This window comes from Burkholderia sp. Bp9015, from assembly GCF_003853505.1.
Lineage (GTDB): Bacteria > Pseudomonadota > Gammaproteobacteria > Burkholderiales > Burkholderiaceae > Burkholderia.
Map to the genome: position 1 here is coordinate 1 of NZ_QTPZ01000066.1, position 18,658 is coordinate 18,658.

At 65.2% G+C, this 18,658-nt stretch carries 20 protein-coding genes and 1 pseudogene; 13 read left to right on the plus strand and 8 right to left on the minus strand.

Annotation, left to right across the window (positions count from 1 at the left end):
* A pseudogene (locus DIE12_RS36975) lies at nt 1–164 on the minus strand (AMP-dependent synthetase); the annotation flags it as partial.
* 329 nt (nt 165–493) lie between these two features.
* Here DIE12_RS36975 and DIE12_RS36985 point away from each other — a divergent pair.
* From DIE12_RS36985 to DIE12_RS37025, 9 genes are all read left to right on the plus strand, one after another.
* Entirely contained in the window at nt 494–1,408 is a 915-nt protein-coding gene (locus DIE12_RS36985) for a DMT family transporter (protein WP_124524008.1), read from the plus strand.
* Nucleotides 1,409–1,521: 113 nt separating this feature from the next.
* A complete protein-coding gene (locus tag DIE12_RS36990) occupies nt 1,522–2,127 on the plus strand; it encodes a TIGR00645 family protein (RefSeq protein ID WP_124524010.1) in 606 nt (201 codons plus the stop codon).
* Between the two features lie 34 nt (nt 2,128–2,161).
* Nucleotides 2,162–3,685, plus strand: a complete 1,524-nt coding sequence (locus tag DIE12_RS36995; RefSeq protein WP_006478316.1) for a fumarate hydratase — start codon at nt 2,162–2,164, stop codon at nt 3,683–3,685.
* A 193-nt stretch (nt 3,686–3,878) separates the two neighbouring features.
* Entirely contained in the window at nt 3,879–4,355 is a 477-nt protein-coding gene (bfr, locus tag DIE12_RS37000; protein ID WP_006482753.1) for a bacterioferritin, read from the plus strand.
* A 34-nt stretch (nt 4,356–4,389) separates the two neighbouring features.
* Nucleotides 4,390–5,232 (plus strand): glutamate racemase, encoded by an 843-nt coding sequence (gene murI, locus DIE12_RS37005; protein ID WP_124524012.1) that lies wholly within the window; start codon nt 4,390–4,392, stop codon nt 5,230–5,232.
* 160 nt (nt 5,233–5,392) lie between these two features.
* Nucleotides 5,393–5,629, plus strand: a complete 237-nt coding sequence (locus tag DIE12_RS37010) for a bacterioferritin-associated ferredoxin (protein ID WP_011885486.1) — start codon at nt 5,393–5,395, stop codon at nt 5,627–5,629.
* A 217-nt stretch (nt 5,630–5,846) separates the two neighbouring features.
* The gene (locus DIE12_RS37015) at nt 5,847–6,575 is read left to right on the plus strand and encodes an energy transducer TonB (RefSeq protein WP_044849000.1); all 729 of its coding nucleotides are present in this window, start codon (nt 5,847–5,849) and stop codon (nt 6,573–6,575) included.
* A gap of 34 nt (nt 6,576–6,609) precedes the next feature.
* Nucleotides 6,610–7,341 (plus strand): MotA/TolQ/ExbB proton channel family protein, encoded by a 732-nt coding sequence (locus tag DIE12_RS37020; protein ID WP_044848999.1) that lies wholly within the window; start codon nt 6,610–6,612, stop codon nt 7,339–7,341.
* Between the two features lie 13 nt (nt 7,342–7,354).
* The gene (locus DIE12_RS37025) at nt 7,355–7,783 is read left to right on the plus strand and encodes a biopolymer transporter ExbD (protein ID WP_124489789.1); all 429 of its coding nucleotides are present in this window, start codon (nt 7,355–7,357) and stop codon (nt 7,781–7,783) included.
* A gap of 15 nt (nt 7,784–7,798) precedes the next feature.
* On the opposite strand, the gene DIE12_RS38350 is transcribed toward DIE12_RS37025, so the two are convergent.
* Together DIE12_RS38350 and DIE12_RS37035 are read right to left on the minus strand one after the other, a co-directional pair.
* Complete coding sequence (locus DIE12_RS38350) at nt 7,799–8,035, minus strand: hypothetical protein (protein ID WP_185641261.1); 237 nt, start codon at nt 8,033–8,035, stop codon at nt 7,799–7,801.
* A 146-nt stretch (nt 8,036–8,181) separates the two neighbouring features.
* The gene (locus tag DIE12_RS37035) at nt 8,182–9,159 is read right to left on the minus strand and encodes a LysR family transcriptional regulator (protein ID WP_124489788.1); all 978 of its coding nucleotides are present in this window, start codon (nt 9,157–9,159) and stop codon (nt 8,182–8,184) included.
* Between the two features lie 122 nt (nt 9,160–9,281).
* On the opposite strand from DIE12_RS37035, the gene DIE12_RS37040 reads away from it, so the two are divergent.
* The 3 genes from DIE12_RS37040 (at nt 9,282) to hemP (ending at nt 11,125) form a co-directional block, all read left to right on the plus strand.
* Complete coding sequence (locus tag DIE12_RS37040; RefSeq protein WP_124524014.1) at nt 9,282–10,154, plus strand: pirin family protein; 873 nt, start codon at nt 9,282–9,284, stop codon at nt 10,152–10,154.
* Between the two features lie 101 nt (nt 10,155–10,255).
* Entirely contained in the window at nt 10,256–10,738 is a 483-nt protein-coding gene (locus DIE12_RS37045) for an SRPBCC family protein (protein ID WP_124524016.1), read from the plus strand.
* A 138-nt stretch (nt 10,739–10,876) separates the two neighbouring features.
* A complete protein-coding gene (gene hemP, locus DIE12_RS37050; RefSeq protein WP_124489786.1) occupies nt 10,877–11,125 on the plus strand; it encodes a hemin uptake protein HemP in 249 nt (82 codons plus the stop codon).
* A 319-nt stretch (nt 11,126–11,444) separates the two neighbouring features.
* Here hemP and DIE12_RS37060 read toward each other — a convergent pair whose 3' ends face one another.
* The 5 genes from DIE12_RS37060 to uvrB form a co-directional block, all read right to left on the minus strand.
* Nucleotides 11,445–12,842 (minus strand): 4Fe-4S binding protein, encoded by a 1,398-nt coding sequence (locus tag DIE12_RS37060; protein WP_124489784.1) that lies wholly within the window; start codon nt 12,840–12,842, stop codon nt 11,445–11,447.
* Complete coding sequence (locus tag DIE12_RS37065; RefSeq protein ID WP_124489783.1) at nt 12,839–13,681, minus strand: FTR1 family protein; 843 nt, start codon at nt 13,679–13,681, stop codon at nt 12,839–12,841. The genes DIE12_RS37060 and DIE12_RS37065 overlap by 4 nt, the downstream gene beginning before the upstream one ends.
* A 58-nt stretch (nt 13,682–13,739) precedes the next feature.
* Entirely contained in the window at nt 13,740–14,072 is a 333-nt protein-coding gene (locus tag DIE12_RS37070) for a cupredoxin domain-containing protein (RefSeq protein ID WP_124489782.1), read from the minus strand.
* A gap of 55 nt (nt 14,073–14,127) precedes the next feature.
* Nucleotides 14,128–14,679 carry an iron transporter gene (locus DIE12_RS37075; RefSeq protein WP_124489781.1) on the minus strand — a complete coding sequence of 184 codons (552 nt, stop codon included), beginning with the start codon at nt 14,677–14,679 and terminating at the stop codon, nt 14,128–14,130.
* A 219-nt stretch (nt 14,680–14,898) separates the two neighbouring features.
* A complete protein-coding gene (uvrB, locus tag DIE12_RS37080) occupies nt 14,899–16,989 on the minus strand; it encodes an excinuclease ABC subunit UvrB (RefSeq protein ID WP_044848990.1) in 2,091 nt (696 codons plus the stop codon).
* Between the two features lie 250 nt (nt 16,990–17,239).
* On the opposite strand from uvrB, the gene DIE12_RS37090 reads away from it, so the two are divergent.
* The gene (locus DIE12_RS37090; RefSeq protein WP_124524019.1) at nt 17,240–18,439 is read left to right on the plus strand and encodes an amino acid aminotransferase; all 1,200 of its coding nucleotides are present in this window, start codon (nt 17,240–17,242) and stop codon (nt 18,437–18,439) included.
* Nucleotides 18,440–18,658 lie beyond the last annotated feature (219 nt).

Below are 18,658 nucleotides of genomic sequence, written 5' to 3' on the forward strand. Positions count from 1 at the left end.
AGGCCCTCGCGCGCGAGACGCGCCCAGAAGCCTTCGTAATCCTGCTCGGCTTCGGCGACCAGCGCGCGGTAGGCCGGCATGCCGGAGATGTTGGCCGCCTTCTCGAGCGCCGCGGGCGGCGCAAACTGACGGGTTTCGTGAAGAACCGATTCAATCGCAGACATCGACAACCCCTTGGTGAACATGAATCCTCTGCATGGCGGCGCGATCATGCGCGCCGCGCTTCTTTGGCCGGCGCATGTGCGCCGCTGTCTCCCACCCACCCGCGCGCGGCCCGGAGGCTGCGCACGATGCTGCGCCGCACCACGTCATGCGACGATGGACGTACGGCCCGGCGATATCCACGATAAGCGCTCGAACTTACCCGTCACTTACGCGGCATGACCGTTTCGCACGCCAGCGCCGCCTTGCGGTCGGCTGCATGACAGCCGGCTTTACGCTGTTACAAACGCGACCCTACAATCCTAACTGAACTCGCCCCCCGGACTCCAGCTTGAATCGCTACGCCCTCTTCCTGATCCTGTCGATGCTGTTCGTCGGCAGCAACGTCGGTATCGGTAAATCCATCGTCGTCTTCGTCCCGGTCGCCATCCTCGCCACGCTGCGCTTCGTGATCGCGATCGCCGTGCTGTGGCCGCTGTTCAGCCCGGTGAAGATGCGCGCGGTCCGGCGTGCGGAATGGCTGAACCTGTTCCTGCAGGCATTCTTCGGCACCTTCATGTTCACGCTGCTGATGCTCAACGGCGTGCAGCGCACGAGCGCGGTCGCGGCCGGCGTGATCACGAGCACGATCCCCGCCATCGTCGCGCTGTTCGCGTGGCTGATCCTGCGGGAAAAACCGAACGGCCGTGCGCTCGTGTCGATCGCGCTCGCGATCGCCGGCGTCGTGACGATCAACCTCGCCAACGGCAGCGCAGGCAGCGCGTCCGCGCACGGCGCCGGCACGTCGTCCGGCTCGCTGACCGGCAACCTGCTGATCCTCGGTGCCGTGTGCTGCGAATCGATCTACGTGATCCTGTCGCGCCGGCTCACGCAGACGCTCGCGCCGATCGACATCTGCGCGTACACGCACCTGTTCGGCCTGTGCCTGATGCTGCCGCTCGGCGCGACGGCGCTGTGGCATTTCGATTACGCGAGCGTGCCGGCCGGTACGTGGGCACTCGTCGTCTGGTACGGGCTGTCGGCCAGCATCTTCTCGTTCTGGCTGTGGATGAAGGGCATCCGGCACGTGCCGGGCAGTCTCGCCGGCGTGTTCAGCGCGGTGCTGCCGGTCGCCGCCGCCGCGTACGGCATCGCTTTCCTCGGCGAACGCCCGACGCTCGCGCACGGCATCGCGCTCGCCTGCGTCGTGACCGGCATCGTGCTCGCGAGCCTGCGCGTGAAGCGCGTGCCGGCTGCCGCGTCCTGATCCGTCCCCGGCAGCGCCGGCGCGTCGCTGCAGTCGCGCCGGCCGACGCGTTACAATAGCGCGCCTTTTCAAGATTACCCCCGATACCTGCGCACAGCGCCCGTACCACCATCATGTCTGCCCCGCATTCGCCCGGCTCCACCCGTCGTCCCCTGCGCCCGCTGCCCGCGCTGATCTTCATGAGCCGCTGGCTCCAGGTTCCGCTTTATCTGGGCCTGATCGTCGCGCAGGCCGTCTATGTATTCCTGTTCCTGAAGGAAGTCTGGCACCTGCTGTCGCACGCGAGCTCCCTCGACGAGATCAGCGTGATGCTCGCGGTGCTCGGCCTGATCGACGTCGTGATGATTTCGAACCTGCTGATCATGGTGATCGTCGGCGGCTACGAGACGTTCGTGTCGCGCCTCGGCATCGAGGGCCATCCCGACGAGCCCGAGTGGCTCGACCACGTGAACGCGGGCGTGCTGAAGGTCAAGCTGTCGATGGCGCTGATCAGCATTTCGTCGATCCACCTGCTGAAGACCTTCATCAACCCGGATCAGCACACGACGCACGCGATCATGTGGCAGGTGCTCATCCACGTGTCGTTCCTCGTGTCGGCGCTCGTGATGGCGTGGGTCGACCGCCTGACGACCCACACGCACCCGGCCCATTTCCGCGAGACGCATGCGCCGACGCCGGCCGTGTCCCGCAAATCGGTCGAACCTGCCGTCCACGCATAAACGTATTCCCCACAGTCCCCACAGAGTCTCAGCCATGACCGTCATCAAACAGGAAGACCTGATCCAGAGCATCGCGGATTCGCTGCAGTACATCAGCTACTACCACCCGCTCGACTACATCCAGGCCCTCGGCCGCGCGTACGAGCTGGAAGAGAGCCCGGCCGCGAAGGACGCGATCGCGCAGATCCTCACGAACAGCCGCATGTGCGCGGAGGGCAAGCGCCCGATCTGCCAGGACACCGGCATCGTCACGATCTTCGTGAAGGTCGGCATGGACGTGCGCTGGGACGGCGCGACGATGGGCCTCACCGACATGATCAACGAAGGCGTACGCCGCGGTTACACGCACCCGGACAACGTGCTGCGCGCGTCGATCGTCAATCCGCCGGAAGGCGCCCGCAAGAACACGAAGGACAACACGCCGGCCGTGATCCACTACGAGATCGTGCCGGGCGACAAGGTCGACGTGCAGGTCGCGGCGAAGGGCGGCGGCTCGGAGAACAAGTCGAAGTTCGTGATGCTGAACCCGTCCGATTCGATCGTCGACTGGGTGCTGAAGACGGTCCCGACGATGGGCGCGGGCTGGTGTCCGCCGGGCATGCTCGGGATCGGCATCGGCGGCACCGCCGAGAAGGCGATGCTGATGGCGAAGGAATCGCTGATGGAGCCGATCGACATCCAGGAAATCATCGCGCGCGGCCCGAAGGACTGGGTCGAGGAGCTGCGCGTCGAACTGCACGAGAAGGTCAACGCGCTCGGCATCGGCGCGCAGGGCCTCGGCGGCCTCGCGACCGTGCTCGACGTGAAGATCATGGCTGCTCCGACGCACGCGGCATCGAAGCCGGTCGCGCTGATCCCGAACTGCGCGGCCACGCGTCACGCGCACTTCGTGCTCGACGGCTCGGGCCCCGCGAAGCTCGAGGCGCCGTCGCTCGACGCCTGGCCGAAGGTCCAGTGGGAACCGAACACGGAAACCAGCAAGCGCGTCGACCTGAACACGCTGACGCCGGAAGAAGTCGCGAGCTGGACGCCGGGCCAGACGCTGCTGCTGTCGGGCAAGATGCTCACGGGCCGCGACGCCGCGCACAAGCGCATCGCCGACATGCTGGCGAAGGGCGAGAAGCTGCCGGTCGACTTCACGAACCGCGTGATCTACTACGTCGGTCCGGTCGATCCGGTGCGTGACGAAGTAGTCGGCCCGGCAGGTCCGACGACGGCCACGCGGATGGACAAGTTCACCGAGACGATGCTCGCCCAGACGGGCCTGATCTCGATGGTCGGCAAGGCCGAACGCGGCCCGGTCGCGATCGACGCGATCAAGAAGCACAAGGCGGCCTACCTGATGGCGGTCGGCGGTGCCGCTTACCTCGTGTCGAAGGCGATCCGCGGCGCGAAGGTGCTCGCGTTCGAAGACCTCGGCATGGAAGCGATCTACGAATTCGACGTGCAGGACATGCCGGTGACGGTGGCCGTCGACTCGTCGGGCACGTCGGTGCACCAGACCGGTCCGAAGGAGTGGCAGGCGAAGATCGGCAAGATCCCGGTCGCAACCGCTTAAGCGCACTCGCACGAAAGGCCGGACGACGATCCGGCCTTTTTACTTCTCATTCTCATGATTGCGCGCGGCCGGTGCTTCGACGCTGATTCTCATTCCCGGCAAAAGGCAGGCCCGACAAGGCTCCGAGGCTTGGCATTTCCCGTTCGAGCGATTATCGTTCGGTTTCTGAAGCCCCATTGAACAAGGAACAGCCATGCAAGGCGACAAGAAAGTCATCGAATACCTGAACGCCCAACTGAAGAACGAACTCACGGCGATCAACCAGTACTTCCTGCATGCGCGCATGTACAAGCACTGGGGCCTCGACAAGCTCGGCAAGCACGAATACGACGAATCGATCGGCGAAATGAAGCACGCCGACTGGCTGATCGAGCGCGTGTTCATGCTCGACGGCCTGCCGAACCTGCAGGATCTGCACAAGCTGCTGGTCGGCGAGGAAACCGAAGAGATCCTGAAGTGCGACCTGAAGCTCGAGCAGATCTCGCAGTCGACGTGCAAGGAAGCGATCGCTTACTGCGAATCGGTGCGTGACTACGTGTCGCGCGAGATCTTCGAAAAGATCCTCGACGACACCGAAGAGCACATCGACTGGCTGGAAACGCAGATCGACCTGATCGGCAAGGTCGGCCTGCAGAACTACCAGCAGACGATGATGGGTTCGCCCGAGTAATCCTCCCCCCCTCGATCGCCACCTTGCCTTCAGCATGACGATGACGAACCACCGCGCCGCCCCCGTCGGCATCTTCGATTCCGGGCTCGGCGGCCTGTCGGTGCTGCGCGCCGTGCGCGCGCACCTGCCCGGCGAGTCGTTCGTCTACGTCGCCGATTCGCACCATGCACCGTACGGTCCGCGCGACGAGGCGTTCATTACGGAGCGTACGCTGGCCATCGGCGAGTGGCTCGCCCGCGAAGGGGCGAAAGCGCTCGTGATCGCCTGCAACACGGCAACGGCGCGGGCGATCGCGGCCATCCGCGAACGCCTGTCGATCCCGCTCGTCGGTGTCGAGCCGGGCATCAAACCGGCCGCCGCCGTGTCCGCGACCGGTATCGCGGGCGTGCTCGCCACGCAATCGACGCTGAACAGCCCGCGCTTCCAGGCGCTGCTCGACCGTTACGGCGCGGGCCGCCGCTTCATCTGCCAGCCGGGCCACGGGCTCGTCGAAGCGATCGAACGCGGCGACACGAACTCGCCCGCGTTGCGTGCGTTGCTCGAGCGTTACCTGCAGCCGATGCTCGACGACGGCGCCGATACGCTGGTGCTCGGCTGCACGCACTACCCGTTCTTCACGGAAACGATTCGTGACCTTGTCGGCGACCGCCTGACGATCGTCGACACGAGCGATGCCATCGCCCGCCAGCTCACGCGTGTGCTCGACGAACGCGGCCTGCGCGCGCCGGCCGGCACGCGTGCCGCGCCGCCGCGCTTCTGCTCGACGAGCGACGGCCTGCAACTGCGCGCACTCGCGTCGTCGCTGCTCGGCCTCGACGTGCCGGTCGAATCCGTCACCATTTCCTCGCCGAACGCGCGCGCCTGCGCGACCGCCTGAAGCGGGCCGGCACGCCGCCGGTTCACCCTCTCCGCCGGCCGCTGCGCCGCCCCTCCATTTCAAGGGTCCGATGACCTTAAAAAAAGCCGAACCCAGGCTTGTCAACGCTCGCAAATTTAATGATAATAATTCGCATTAACGTTAGCTATCGCAACTCATCATGATCGTCTGCGTGTGCAAGTCTGTTTCCGATCGCAAGATTCGCGCGTCCCTCGCCGAGGGCGTGAGTTCCTTCGATGAACTCCAGTTCGAGCTCGGCGTGGCCACGTGCTGCGGCAAGTGCGAGGAGTCCGTACGCGACCTCATGGCCGAGCAAGGCGTCTGCGCGAGCCGGTGCGGCGTCGAGCACCACGCTCACCCGATCCCGGTCACGTTCTACGACCGCAAGGCCGCCTGAGCGGCGCCGAGCGTACGCACGCGGCTGCGGCCGCATTTGATGTCCGACCGTCAGCAAGCCATCTTCCGCGCGAGCCAGCGGCTTACCTGCCAAGGAGCCTGTCATGGAATTGCTGATCGGATTTGTGACCACCGTGTGCATCTCGCTGCTGATCTTCCGCAAGTAACACCGATTCACCCGGCGCGCCCCGGGTGCGACGTCGTCCTTTCAAGCTAACATGCAGGCTTCGCAATCCGCTCCTGCCGGCGTCCTGCCGGCTGCCCCACGTATGAATCCCCGGGTCATCACCGTCGCGGTCGGTGTGCTTGCCGCACACGCGATCATGCTGGCGGCCGCCTGGCTCCATCGCAACGCGCCGCCGCCGAAAGAGATCGAGGTCCAGTCGATCACCGCGCAACTCATCCCGCCTGCGCCTGCCGCTCAGCCGGTCGCGGTCCAATCGGCCGCGCAGCCCGCACCGCCGAAGCCCGTGCCGCGCGAGAAGCCCAAGGTCGAGCCGAAGCCCGTGCAGAAGGCGGTCAAGCCGACGCCTCAGCCGGTCGCGCAATCCCCGTCGCCGACGCCCGCGCCGGCGGCTGCCGATCCGACACCCGCTCCCGCCGCGCCTGCCCCTGCCGCGCCGGCCGCCGCACCCGGCCCGGCTCGCGAGACGATGCAGGTCAGCGCGCCGAAGAACGTATCGGCACTCAGCTGCAATTTCGTGAAGCCCACCTATCCGTCGATGTCGCGCCGCCGCGGCGAAACGGGCACGGCTTATGTTCACTTCATCATCGGCGTGACGGGCAAGATCGAAAGCGTCCAGTTGCAGAAGAGCAGCGGCTACCCGCGTCTCGACGAAGCCGCGCTCGATGCGACGCGCGCCAGCACCTGTCCGCCGTACATCGAGAACGGGCAAGCGATTCGCGCCGCCCATACGCTGCCCTTCAACTTCACGCTCGACGATTAACCCGCCTCATTCGGAAGATTCAAAGGAAACAAAAATGCAAAGCTACGGTATCGCGCACGTCTGGGCGCAAGGTGATTTCGTCACGCGCGCCATTGCGATCACGCTGCTCGTGATGTCGGTCCTGTCGTGGATCGTGATCATCGTCAAGGGCTGGAACGTGGTTCGCCTGAACCGTCTCACGAAGAATGCCGAGCAGGCGTTCTGGCATTCGGACGATTTCGACGACGGCATCAAGAAGCTCGGGCTCGCCGCATCGACGCCGAGCGACAACCCGTTCCTCGCGCTCGCGCTGTCGGGCAAGGAAGCCGCCGATCACCACCATCAGACGCAACCGCACCTGCACGACCGCATGGACGTGTCGGACTGGGTCACGCGCTGCCTGAAGGACACGATGGACGAAGGCATCTCGCGCATGCAGGCCGGTCTCGCGATTCTCGCGTCGATCGGCAGCACGGCGCCGTTCGTCGGCCTGTTCGGCACGGTCTGGGGCATCTACCACGCGCTGCTGGCGATCGGCGCAACCGGCCAGACGTCGATCGACCAGGTCGCGGGTCCGGTCGGCGAATCGCTGATCATGACGGCCTTCGGCCTGTTCGTCGCGATTCCCGCGGTGCTCGGCTACAACGCACTGACCCGCGCGAACAAGGGTGTCGTCAGCAAGCTGCGCCGCTTCGCGCACGGTCTGCACGCGTACTTCGTGACGGGTGCGCGCCTCGCATCGTCGTCGCCCCGCGACGGCCTGCGCCTTGCTTCACGCGCCAGCTGAGACGGGGTGAACCATGGCAATGAACACCGGCTTCAGCGATGACGACGACGATGGTGTGATGAGCGAGATCAACATGACGCCGCTCGTCGACGTCATGCTCGTACTCCTGATCATTTTCCTCGTGACGATCCCGGCGATGCAGCATGCGGTGAAGATCGACCTGCCGCACGCGAGCAGCCAGCCCGTCGACGAAAAGCCGCAGACAGTCGACGTCGCGATCCAGGGCAACGGTACGATCCTGTGGAACGAACAGACGGTCACGCGCGAGCAACTGCAGGCGCACATCGCGGAAGCGGCACAGCATCAGCCGCAACCGGAGTTGCACCTGCGTGCCGATCGCAAGGTTGCCTATGAACGTGTGGCCGAAGTGATGTCCGATGCGCAGGCCGGCGGCCTGACGAAGCTCGGCTTCGTGACGGAGCCGACTGCGAGGGCGAAGTAACGCACGCGCATTTCGCTACGCGACGGTCGGTCGCTTGGCCGGCCGCGCCTCGCCGGCCACACCTAGCCGGCCGCACACAAAGTAAAAGGCCTTCATCGCCAGATGAAGGCCTTTTTTCATGCGCACGCGGGCGCCTTCGGGCGGCGGGCTCTTCGGCGGTATCGGTTGCGCCTCGAGCAACGCAAATGCGGCTACCGTGGTCTGCACGGACTGCGCGTTCTGCCCTATCTGGCTCGCAATATATGCGGCCACCTGATTCCGCTCAGAACTTCCTTCGCGAAATGGGATTTCAATATAGGCCTGCCCGCGGATGCATTCAAGGTCCCGGCGATTGAAACTTGCGATTGCAGGCGGCGCTTCAATGACAAAACAAATTTGCCACGACGCGCATCTTGCATTCAGGTGGCCGAAGCATCGGCCGCCGCCGCATCCTTCTTCGCGCGCTCGGGGCAGCCCGGCTGCTTGTATTCGCCGTGGTCGAGCTTCTCGACCAGATAGTCGACGAACGCGCGCACCGCGGGCGGCATCCCCTGCCGCGACACGAACACCGCGTAGAGCTGCGGCACCGGCAGCGTCCAGCCCGGCATCACCGGCGACAGCTGCCCCGCGCGCAATGCATTGCCGTACATCATCTCAGGCAGCGCCGCGATGCCGAGGCCGTCGAGCACGGCCTCGCGGATCGTCATCAGGTCGGCCGTCACGAGCCGCGGATCGTGCTCGTGCAAATGACGCGTGCCATCCGGTGCGATCAGGCTGAACACGTGCCGCCCGTCGACGCTCGGCGTATCGAGCGTCTCGAAATGGGCCAGATCGTCCGGCACGAGCGGCGGCGCATTCTGGTTCAGCAGGCTCGGCGCGCCGACCAGCATCTGCTCGGTCCGCCACAGCGGCCGCACGACGATGTTCGCGTTCTGCGGCGGCTCCGAGCGCACGCGCAACGCGACGTCGATCGAATCCTCGAACAGGTCGATCACGCGATTGGTCACACGGATGTGCACCTTGACCTCGGGATAGCGGTGCAGGAATTCGGGAAGGATGCGCGACAGCATCGTCTGCGACAGGGTAACGGGGACGCTCACGCGCACCGAGCCGCGCGGCGACGCACGCAGCTGCTGCACGGCGTTCATCGCGGCCTGCGCCTCGGCGAGCATCGCCTGGCAATGCTGGTAGAACAGTTCTCCCGCCTCGGTCAGCGCGAGCTTGCGCGTCGAGCGCTGCAGCAGGCGCACGCCGAGCGCCGCCTCGAGTTCGGTCAGGCGCCGCGACAGGCGCGATTTCGAGATGCCCAGTACGCGTTCCGCCGCCGAGAAACCGCCGTGTTCGACGACCTGCGAAAAGTACATGAGGTCGTTCAGGTTGTGTGCATCGATGTTCATGTCATCGTTCCAATTTCAGAACAATCCATTGCGAACCGCCGCAAATCGGCCGGTAAAACGCCCAATATAATAGCGCTATGTTTCAAAAATGACGCTATTCCGATGTTATCGAGGGCTTTTGCATGACGACCGCTCGCTCGCTTGACCGCACGTACCCCGCGCTTCGCACGACCGAAGGCGGCGGCTTCGTGGTTCACCGTCCGTTCCCGACCCGGCTGCTGATGGATTTCGATCCGTTCCTGCTGCTCGATGAAATGGGCCCCGTCGACTATGCCCCTGGCGAAGCCAAGGGCGCGCCCGACCATCCGCATCGCGGCTTCGAGACCGTCACCTACGTGCTCGACGGGCGTTTTCGTCATCGCGATTCGGCCGGCCATGCCGGCACGCTCGGGCCCGGCGACGTGCAGTGGATGACGGCCGGCGCGGGCGTCGTGCACAGCGAAATGCCGGATCCCGAGTTCGCTCGGGCCGGCGGACGTTCGCACGGCTTCCAGCTGTGGGTCAATCTGCCGCGCCGCGACAAGCTGATCGCACCGCGCTACCAGGAGATCCCGGCCGGCCGCATCCCGAGCGCGACGTCGCCGGACGGCCGCGCGCAGGTACGCGTGATCGCCGGCGAAGCGTTCGGCGTGCGTGCGGCAATCGAGACGCGCACGCCGATCCTCTACCAGCATTTCACGCTGCAACCGGGCGCAACGATCACGCAGCCGGTGCCGGCAGGGTATCGCGTGTTCGCCTACCCGCTCGACGGAGCCGGCCGCTACGGGCCCGACAGGCAGCCGGTCGACGCACGGCACATGGTCGTCTACGGTGACGATGGCGATGCGGTGACGTTCGAGGCCGGCGATACGCCGCTCGACCTGCTGCTGATCGGCGGCGTGCCGCTCAACGAGCCGATCGTCCGCTATGGCCCGTTCGTGATGAATACCGAGGAAGAGATCCGGCAGGCCGTCGTCGACTACCAGACCGGCCGCATGGGTCGCATCGAAGCGTGACGTCCGATCGGGGGGGCGCAGGTGCCGCGAAACCGCTCGTTTTGCGTCACAATGACTTCTTGAACCATGTGGCTGCCCGCCACCAGAAGGAACCCGCCCCCGTGAATTTCGAACATCTGATCCAGATCAACTCCGACGATCCGGCCGTGCCCTCCCTGACCCGCGACCAGCTCTGGGAAGGCCTCGTACTGCGCGCCGAACAGCCGCAGCTGTTCGTGATCGGCCTCGACAGCTGTGTCGTCCACGAACGGACGGACACGACGCTCGAACGCGAACTGCACTACGGGCATGCGACCGTGCGCGACCGCGTGACGTTCACCCCGAACCAGCAAGTGCGCTACGACATCCATGCGGCCGGCGGCGAAATCGGCGGCTCGCTGACGATGACGATCGAGGAGCGCGACGACCACGAGCTGTTCCTGCGCTTCGAATACTGCACGACGCTGACCGTCACGGACGACAGCGAGGAAGCGCGCCAGACGCACGGCATCGTCAAGGAAGCGTATCGCACGTCGGACATCGACACGGTGCGCCTGATTCGCGAATACGCCCAGGGGCGCAAGGACCCCGACCCGCTCCACTGACGTCGGCGGCGGCCTGCGGGCCGCCCATTCGACTCAGGCTATCGAATTCGTCATATCGATCGATAAAGAGTTTTTGTAAATGGGAATAGTTATCATTTAGAATTCATTCCATCGTATCGACAGTCACCGATCAACCGAATGACCGACACCACGCGCCCGACCACGCTGAGCTTGCGCCGCCCGACCGGCACCGCAAGCGCCAACCGTCAGAAGACGGCGGCGGTCACGACGCCGGCGAAACCCGCCGCTAGTAGCCACGATGCCGGCACCCGGACCCTCAGCAGCGATGCGCTGCTGCAAGGCCACAGCCACATCAGCATCGCGCATAACGGAGAGACGTATCAGTTGCGTGCCACGCGGCTCGGCAAACTGATCCTGACGAAGTAACGACAGAGTATTGTGGGGACCACCTCCCTGAGAGGTGTTGGGCAGTAGCCAGCGTAACGGCTTGCACGCGAGATCTAGACCCCTTCGTGCAAACACACTCAAGCAGCCGTTGCAGCAAGCCAAGCCACTTTTTTGGTTCTCGCACAAGGCAGAAAAAAGCGACACGTCGAAGGACGTGTCGCTTTTTCGTTTGGGCGTCCGGATGCAACGGAAAAAGCATCGCGGTTGTCTGCGCTGCGGCTTCGACGCGTTCCGGAGCCACGCAGCGGACCACCCTCTGGTTCCGCCGGAACCCGACCGCAAGGCCTTCAATCCCGCATCAGAAACCCCAGAACATCAGCCACCATGCGCTGTCGACCACGGCCAGGCCTGCGGCGAACCACGCGAATGCAGCCAGCCGGCGCGGCCATGCCGCATAGCGCCCCGTCACTTTCCATGCGAGCCAGGCGCTCCACGCGTTCGCGCCGACCAGAATCGCGATGCGCACGTCGGCTGCCCAGCCGAGCGGCACGTGCTCGGCCCGCAGCAGCGACAGCGTCGTCGCCGACAGCCCGAGGAACACGCCGGCACCTGCGATCGGGATCAGCGCCTGCGCGAGATGATGGAGACGCGTGCGATCGAAGCGTCCGAGCATCAGCGTCGCGCCAGCCAGCAGCACGAGCAGCGCGGTGCCGTACACGAGCCCCGTGCCGACGATGTAACTGACGATCAGCCCGCCGTCGAGCCACGAAAACACGTCGTTGCGATCCGGATAGTGCGTGAGCAGGAACCACGGTGCATTGGTCTCGAGCGGCCACGTGATGTCGTGATCGATCAGCCAGCCCGCGAGCCATTGCTTGATCTGCACGAACCACGGGCTCACGGTCCAGTGGAACGCACCGATCGCGACGCCGAGCAGGCCGTACAGGATCAGCGCCGTGTCCCACGGGCTCGCCTGCTGCGCGCCGAGGTTCACGACCTCGTCGGACGGCGAGCGCCACGACAGCTCAATTGCGTCACGGTGCCCGCTGCAGCGGCCGCACATGTGGCAGGCGGCGGCGCCCTTCATGTTGCGCAACGGCACGAGCGGCGCGCAATTGATCGGAATCACGCGATGCCCATGCTCGCCGTTCTTGTACGAGCGGCGCCACGCATCCTCGTCGACCTTGTAGCGCATCGGCGCGAGCCGCGCGAGCAGCCCGAACACGCCATTGACCGGGCACAGATACTTGCACCACACGCGCTTCTCGCGGCCGTACAGCACGCCGATCACGATCGCGCCGACGGTCGAGCCGCCGAGCACGAACAGCACCGCGAGCGGGTACTGGTACACGCTCACCATCTGCCCGTAGATCGTCGTGAGCCCGAACGCGACGAACGGCCAGCCGCCCCACCGCATCCAGCGCGGAATCGCGCCGCCGCGGCCGAACCTGCTTGCATATTCGGTCAGCGCGCCTTCCGGGCACAGCACGCCGCACCAGACGCGGCCGAGCATCACCATCGACAGCAGCACGAACGGCCACCAGATGCCCCAGAACACGAACTGCGCGATCAGCGTGAGATTGTTCCAGAGGTGCGCGGAATCGTCCGGCAGCGGCAACACCGCCGGCACGATGATCAGGAATGCGTAGACGCCGACGACGACCCACTGGATGCCGCGGATCACCGCGCCGTGGCGCTGCATCCACTGGCCGGCCTGCGCGAGCCAGCCCGGCTTGGCTGCGGCGACGACACTCATGCCGCGCGGCCTGCGGGAACGGCCGGACGACGGCTCGCGCGCTTCATCAGCAGCCAGACCACCGCCCAGTACACCGCATAGGCGATCAGGTTGGTCAGGGCCGGATGCGCGCGGTAGCCGGTCAGCGTCGCGACGAGCGAACCGAACGTGCCGGAATCATCGAGGATCCCCGACGTGTCCCACACCTGCGAAATGCCGAGCGGCAGGATTTCCTTGTCGATCAGCTTGTCGACGCCGGTCTGGAACAGGCCCGCGCCGAGGAACAGCAGCATCACTTCGGTGACACGGAAGAAATGCCGCCACGAGAAGTACTTGCCGCCGAGCTGCAGCAGATAGAACGTGAGGAGCGCGAGGCCGAGGCCGATCACGACCGCGAGCATCTGGCCGCCGTCCACGTGCCCCGACTGGCCGAAACCGAGGCCGTACAGGAAGATCACCGTCTCGCTGCCTTCGCGTGCGATCGCGAGTGCGACCAGCACGGCGACGCCCCACCAGTTCGAATCGCGCGTGCTCTGCTGCAGCGACTGCTCCATGTCGCGCTTCAGCGTGCGGCCGTGCCGGCGCATCCACAGCACCATCTGCACGATCAGCACGCACGCGATCAGCACCATCGCGGTCTGGAAATAGTCCTGCGCGTCGCCGGACAGCACTTCGGTGAAGCCGACGAGCGCGGCGCCGAGACCGACGGCCATCAGCAGGCCGACTGCCACGCCCGTCCAGAGAAAGGGCAGGCCGCGGCGCGCGTCGTCGTCGCCGTTCTTCAGCCATGCATAGAGGATGCCGACGACGAGCAGCGCTTCGACGCTCTCCCGCCAGACGATGAACAAGATCTGACCCATTGAATCCTCCTGACGTGCGGGGCAAGGCACGCGTACGCCCGCACGCAGATAAAACGCATTACTTCGCGACGATCACGCCCTGTGCCTGCTGGTGGAAATCGTCGAAAAACTTGTATTCGCCCGGCGACAGCGGGGCGACGACCACGAACGAATCGGCGCCCGGCGCAAGCACCTTTTCCTTGCGCAACTGCACGCTCTCGAATTCGGCGGCGCCCTTGCCGGTATTCCGGATCTCGATCTTGAAGCGCTGCCCGGCCGGCACTTCGATACGGGCGGGATTCAGCTTGCCGTCCGTCATCTCGAGCTTGAACGTCGGCAGATCGGCGGCATGCGCCGCGCCGACGAGCCACAGCGCGGCGGCTGCGGCGACGATTTTCTGGGGAAATTTCATTCTGGGTTCTCTACGCCGACGGCGCGCCGAAGCGCGCCGTCCGTGATGCCACCGATCAGTACCCGCCCTTCTTGCCGATACCGGCGAACGGGAAGTCGTATTCGAGGGTGATGGGCTTGAACCACGCGCCCACGCCCGTTTCCTTGTCGACGTGACGGCCGAACGCCATGTGGCCCGACTGCATCGGCGGCTTGACGGTCATCGTCAGGTGGTACTTGCCCGGGCCGGCCAGCTTCACGTTGTCGCCGTAGTGCGGGCCGTCGCTCGCGACCATGCCCATCAGGTCGCCTTCGGCCTTCCACTTCGTGTCGCCCTGCTTCGTCAGCTTGTACGTGACCTGCAGGTACGGCATCCAGTCGCCTTCCGCGAAACCCGTCGGGTTGTTCTTGACCGCGTGGATGTCGGCCTCGAGGTGGATGTCCGAATCCGACGCCTTGCGCATCATCCCTTCCGGATCCATCGAGATCGGCTGCAGGTACACCGCGCCGATTTCCATGCCGCCCTGGATCTGCTGCTTGCCGATCGGATATTCGGCTGCCGTTGCCGACATCGCGGCAAGCGCCGCCGCTACCGCAACCGACGTGCGGATGAACGAAGAACCCAACATGGACACTCCTTGTTATTTGTCTGGTGACTTGCGCGCCGCCGGTCAGGTCCGCGCGCTGGAAACACTAACGCAACGAATAACGTTAATGCGAACTATTCTCAATACTTGCGAAGTTTAGCACCGAACCGGCTCCGGAACAAACGAGACACCGCGTAAACCCCTGATCCGACAAGGCTTACAACGGTGTTACCAGAAGGTTTCAGTGACGTTTGGAAAGATTTACCGGCCGCCGTTGACGTGGTCGCCCACGTTCGCGCCGAACACGCGTTCACGCAGCAACGCAAGCTGGTCGCGCGTCGCCGCAGCCTTTTCGAACTCGAGGTTCTTCGCGTAGTCGGCCATCTGCTTTTCGAGACGCTTGATCTCTTTCGAGATCTGCTTTTCCGACATGTCCTCGAACTTCGCGCGTTGCTGCGCTTCCTTCAGCTCGGCGCGCGCTTCGTCGGCGTTGTAGACGCCGTCGATGATGTCCTTGATGCGCTTCACCACGCCGCGCGGCGTGATGCCCATCTTCTCGTTGTGCGCGATCTGCTTCGCGCGGCGCCGCTCGGTCTCGCCGATCGCGCGTTTCATCGACTCGGTCATGTTATCGGCATAGAGGATCGCCTTGCCGTTCACGTTGCGCGCCGCGCGGCCGATCGTCTGGATCAGCGAGCGTTCGGCGCGCAGGAAGCCTTCCTTGTCCGCATCGAGAATCGCGACCAGCGACACTTCCGGGATGTCGAGGCCCTCGCGCAGCAGGTTGATCCCGACCAGCACGTCGAACGTGCCGAGCCGCAGGTCGCGGATGATCTCGACCCGCTCCACCGTGTCGATGTCGCTGTGCAGGTAGCGCACCTTGACGCCGTGGTCGGCCAGGAACTCGGTGAGCTGTTCGGCCATCCGCTTCGTGAGCACGGTGATCAGCACGCGCTCTCCGGCGTTCACGCGCGCGTTGATCTCGGTCAGCACGTCGTCGACCTGCGAGCTTGCCGGGCGCACTTCGATTTCCGGATCGACGAGCCCGGTCGGCCGCACCACCTGCTCGGCCACCTGCCCCGTCACGCGCTGCTCGTAGTCGGCCGGCGTCGCCGACACGAACACCACCTGGCGCATCTTGCGCTCGAACTCGGGGAACTTCAGCGGCCGGTTGTCCAGCGCCGACGGCAACCGGAAACCGTAGTTCACGAGGTTTTCCTTGCGCGCGCGGTCGCCGTTGTACATGCCGTTCAGCTGGCCGATCAGCACGTGCGATTCGTCGAGCAGCATCAATGCATCGGGCGGCAGGTAGTCGACGAGCGTCGGCGGCGGCTCGCCGGGCGCAGCGCCCGAGAAGTGCCGCGAGTAGTTCTCGATGCCCTTGCAGAAGCCAAGTTCCTGCAGCATCTCGAGGTCGAAACGCGTGCGCTGCTCGAGGCGCTGCGCCTCGACGAGCTTGCCGTCGCGGTGGAAGAACTCGAGGCGCTCGCGCAATTCGTCCTTGATCGTCTCGACCGCCCGCATCACGGTGTCGCGCGGCGTCACGTAGTGCGACGACGGATACACGGTGAAGCGCGGGATCTTCTGCCGCACGCGCCCGGTCAGCGGGTCGAACAGCTGCAGCGTCTCGACCTCGTCGTCGAACAGCTCGACGCGCACGGCCAGCTCCGCATGCTCGGCCGGGAAGATGTCGATCGTGTCGCCGCGCACGCGGAACGTGCCGCGCTGGAAGTCCTGTTCGTTGCGCGAATACTGCATCGCGATCAGCCGCGCGATCACGTCGCGCTGGCCGAGCTTGTCGCCGGTGCGCAGCGTCAGGATCATCTGGTGGTATTCGGACGGATTGCCGATACCGTAGATCGCCGACACCGTCGCGACGATCACCACGTCGCGGCGCTCCATCAGGCTCTTCGTCGCCGACAGCCGCATCTGCTCGATGTGCTCGTTGATCGACGAATCCTTCTCGATGAACAGGTCGCGCTGCGGCACGTACGCTTCCGGCTGGTAATAGTCGTAGTACGACACGAAGTACTCGACCGCGTTGCGCGGGAAGAACTCGCGGAACTCCGCGTAGAGCTGCGCCGCAAGCGTCTTGTTCGGCGCGAACACGATGGCCGGGCGGCCGAGCCGCGCGATCGTGTTGGCCATCGTGAAGGTCTTGCCCGAACCCGTCACGCCGAGCAGCGTCTGGAATGCGAGGCCGTCGCCGACACCTTCGACGAGCGTTTCGATCGCGGTCGGCTGGTCGCCTGCGGGCGGGTATGGCTGGTACAACTGGAACGGCGACCCTTCGAAGGTCACGAATTTCGATTCGTCGAGCGCGTCGCCGACTTCGGCGTGATGTTCGGACATGGAGTGCGGCCGGAGCGAGGGCAAAAAAACTATTCTAGCGCTTCGCGGCGTTGCGGACCGCTGACGGCTCCTGACGCGCGGCAGCGGTCCGAAATCGCAATTCGGCGCGCAATCGCCGCCTCCGGCAGCGTGAATTCGCTACAATGTCAGGCTGCTGCGCTTTCCGGCGCCATGCCCGTTGGCGCGCGGTCCGCTGCGCCCGCCCCGCCGGCTGAAAGCCTGACCCTCTTTTCACTACTGCCGAATCATCATGTCGCTCTTCTCCGCTGTCCAGCTTGCTCCCCGCGACCCGATCCTGGGCCTGAACGAAGCCTTCAACGCCGATACGCGTCCGACCAAGGTCAACCTCGGCGTCGGTGTGTACACGAACGAAGAAGGCAAGATTCCGCTGCTGCGCGCCGTTCGCGAAGCGGAAAAGGCGCGTGTCGACGCCGGCCTGCCGCGCGGCTACCTGCCGATCGACGGGATCGCCGCGTACGACGCAGCGGTGCAGAAGCTGCTGCTCGGCAACGATTCGCCGCTGATCGCCGCAGGCCGTGTGGTCACGGCGCAGGCACTGGGCGGCACGGGCGCACTGAAGATCGGCGCCGATTTCCTGCGTACCGTGAACCCGAACGTGAAGGTGGCGATCAGCGACCCGAGCTGGGAAAACCACCGCGCGCTGTTCGAAGCGGCCGGCTTCGAAGTCGTCGCGTACCCGTACTACGACGCCGCAACCAACGGCGTGAACTTCGAAGGCATGCTGTCGGCGCTGAACAGCTATGCAGCCGGCACGATCGTCGTGCTGCACGCGTGCTGCCACAACCCGACCGGCGTGGATCTGACCGAAGCGCAATGGCAGCAGGTGGTCGACGTCGTCAAGGCACGCAACCTCGTGCCGTTCCTCGACATGGCTTACCAGGGCTTCGGCGAGAACATCGAGGCCGATGCCGCCGCGGTGCGTCTGTTTGCCGCGGCCGACCTGAACGCGTTCGTGTCGTCGTCGTTCTCGAAGTCGTTCTCGCTGTACGGCGAGCGCGTCGGCGCGCTGTCGATCATCACGTCGAGCAAGGAAGAAGCGACGCGCGTGCTGTCGCAACTGAAGCGCGTGATCCGCACGAACTACTCGAACCCGCCGACCCATGGCGGCGCCGTCGTCGCGGCCGTGCTCGCGTCGCCGGAACTGCATGCTGCGTGGGTGCAGGAACTCGGCGAAATGCGCGACCGCATCCGCGCGATGCGCAACGGTCTCGTCGAGCGCCTGAAGGCGAGCGGCGTCGATCGCGACTTCAGCTTCATCAACGCGCAGCGCGGGATGTTCTCGTATTCGGGCCTGACCTCGGCGCAAGTCGATCGCCTGCGCGAAGAGTTCGGCATCTACGCAGTCGGCACCGGCCGGATCTGCGTTGCTGCACTGAACACGCGCAATCTCGACGCGGTCGCCAACGCAGTCGCTGCGGTCCTGAAGTAAGCCTGTGCCAGCGGGTGGCAACCCGCTCTGCCGAAACAAAAAACGCGCTCCCCGGAGCGCGTTTTTTCATGCCGTTCTACTGTCAGCGAATGCTCGCTGCAACACAAGCGGCGCGCAGCGCGGCCGCCCGTGCCGGAGCCCGTTACTGCATGAACCAGCCGTGGCTGACGACGAACGACTGGCCCGTGAGCGCGGCGCTCGGGAACGCCGACAGGAACA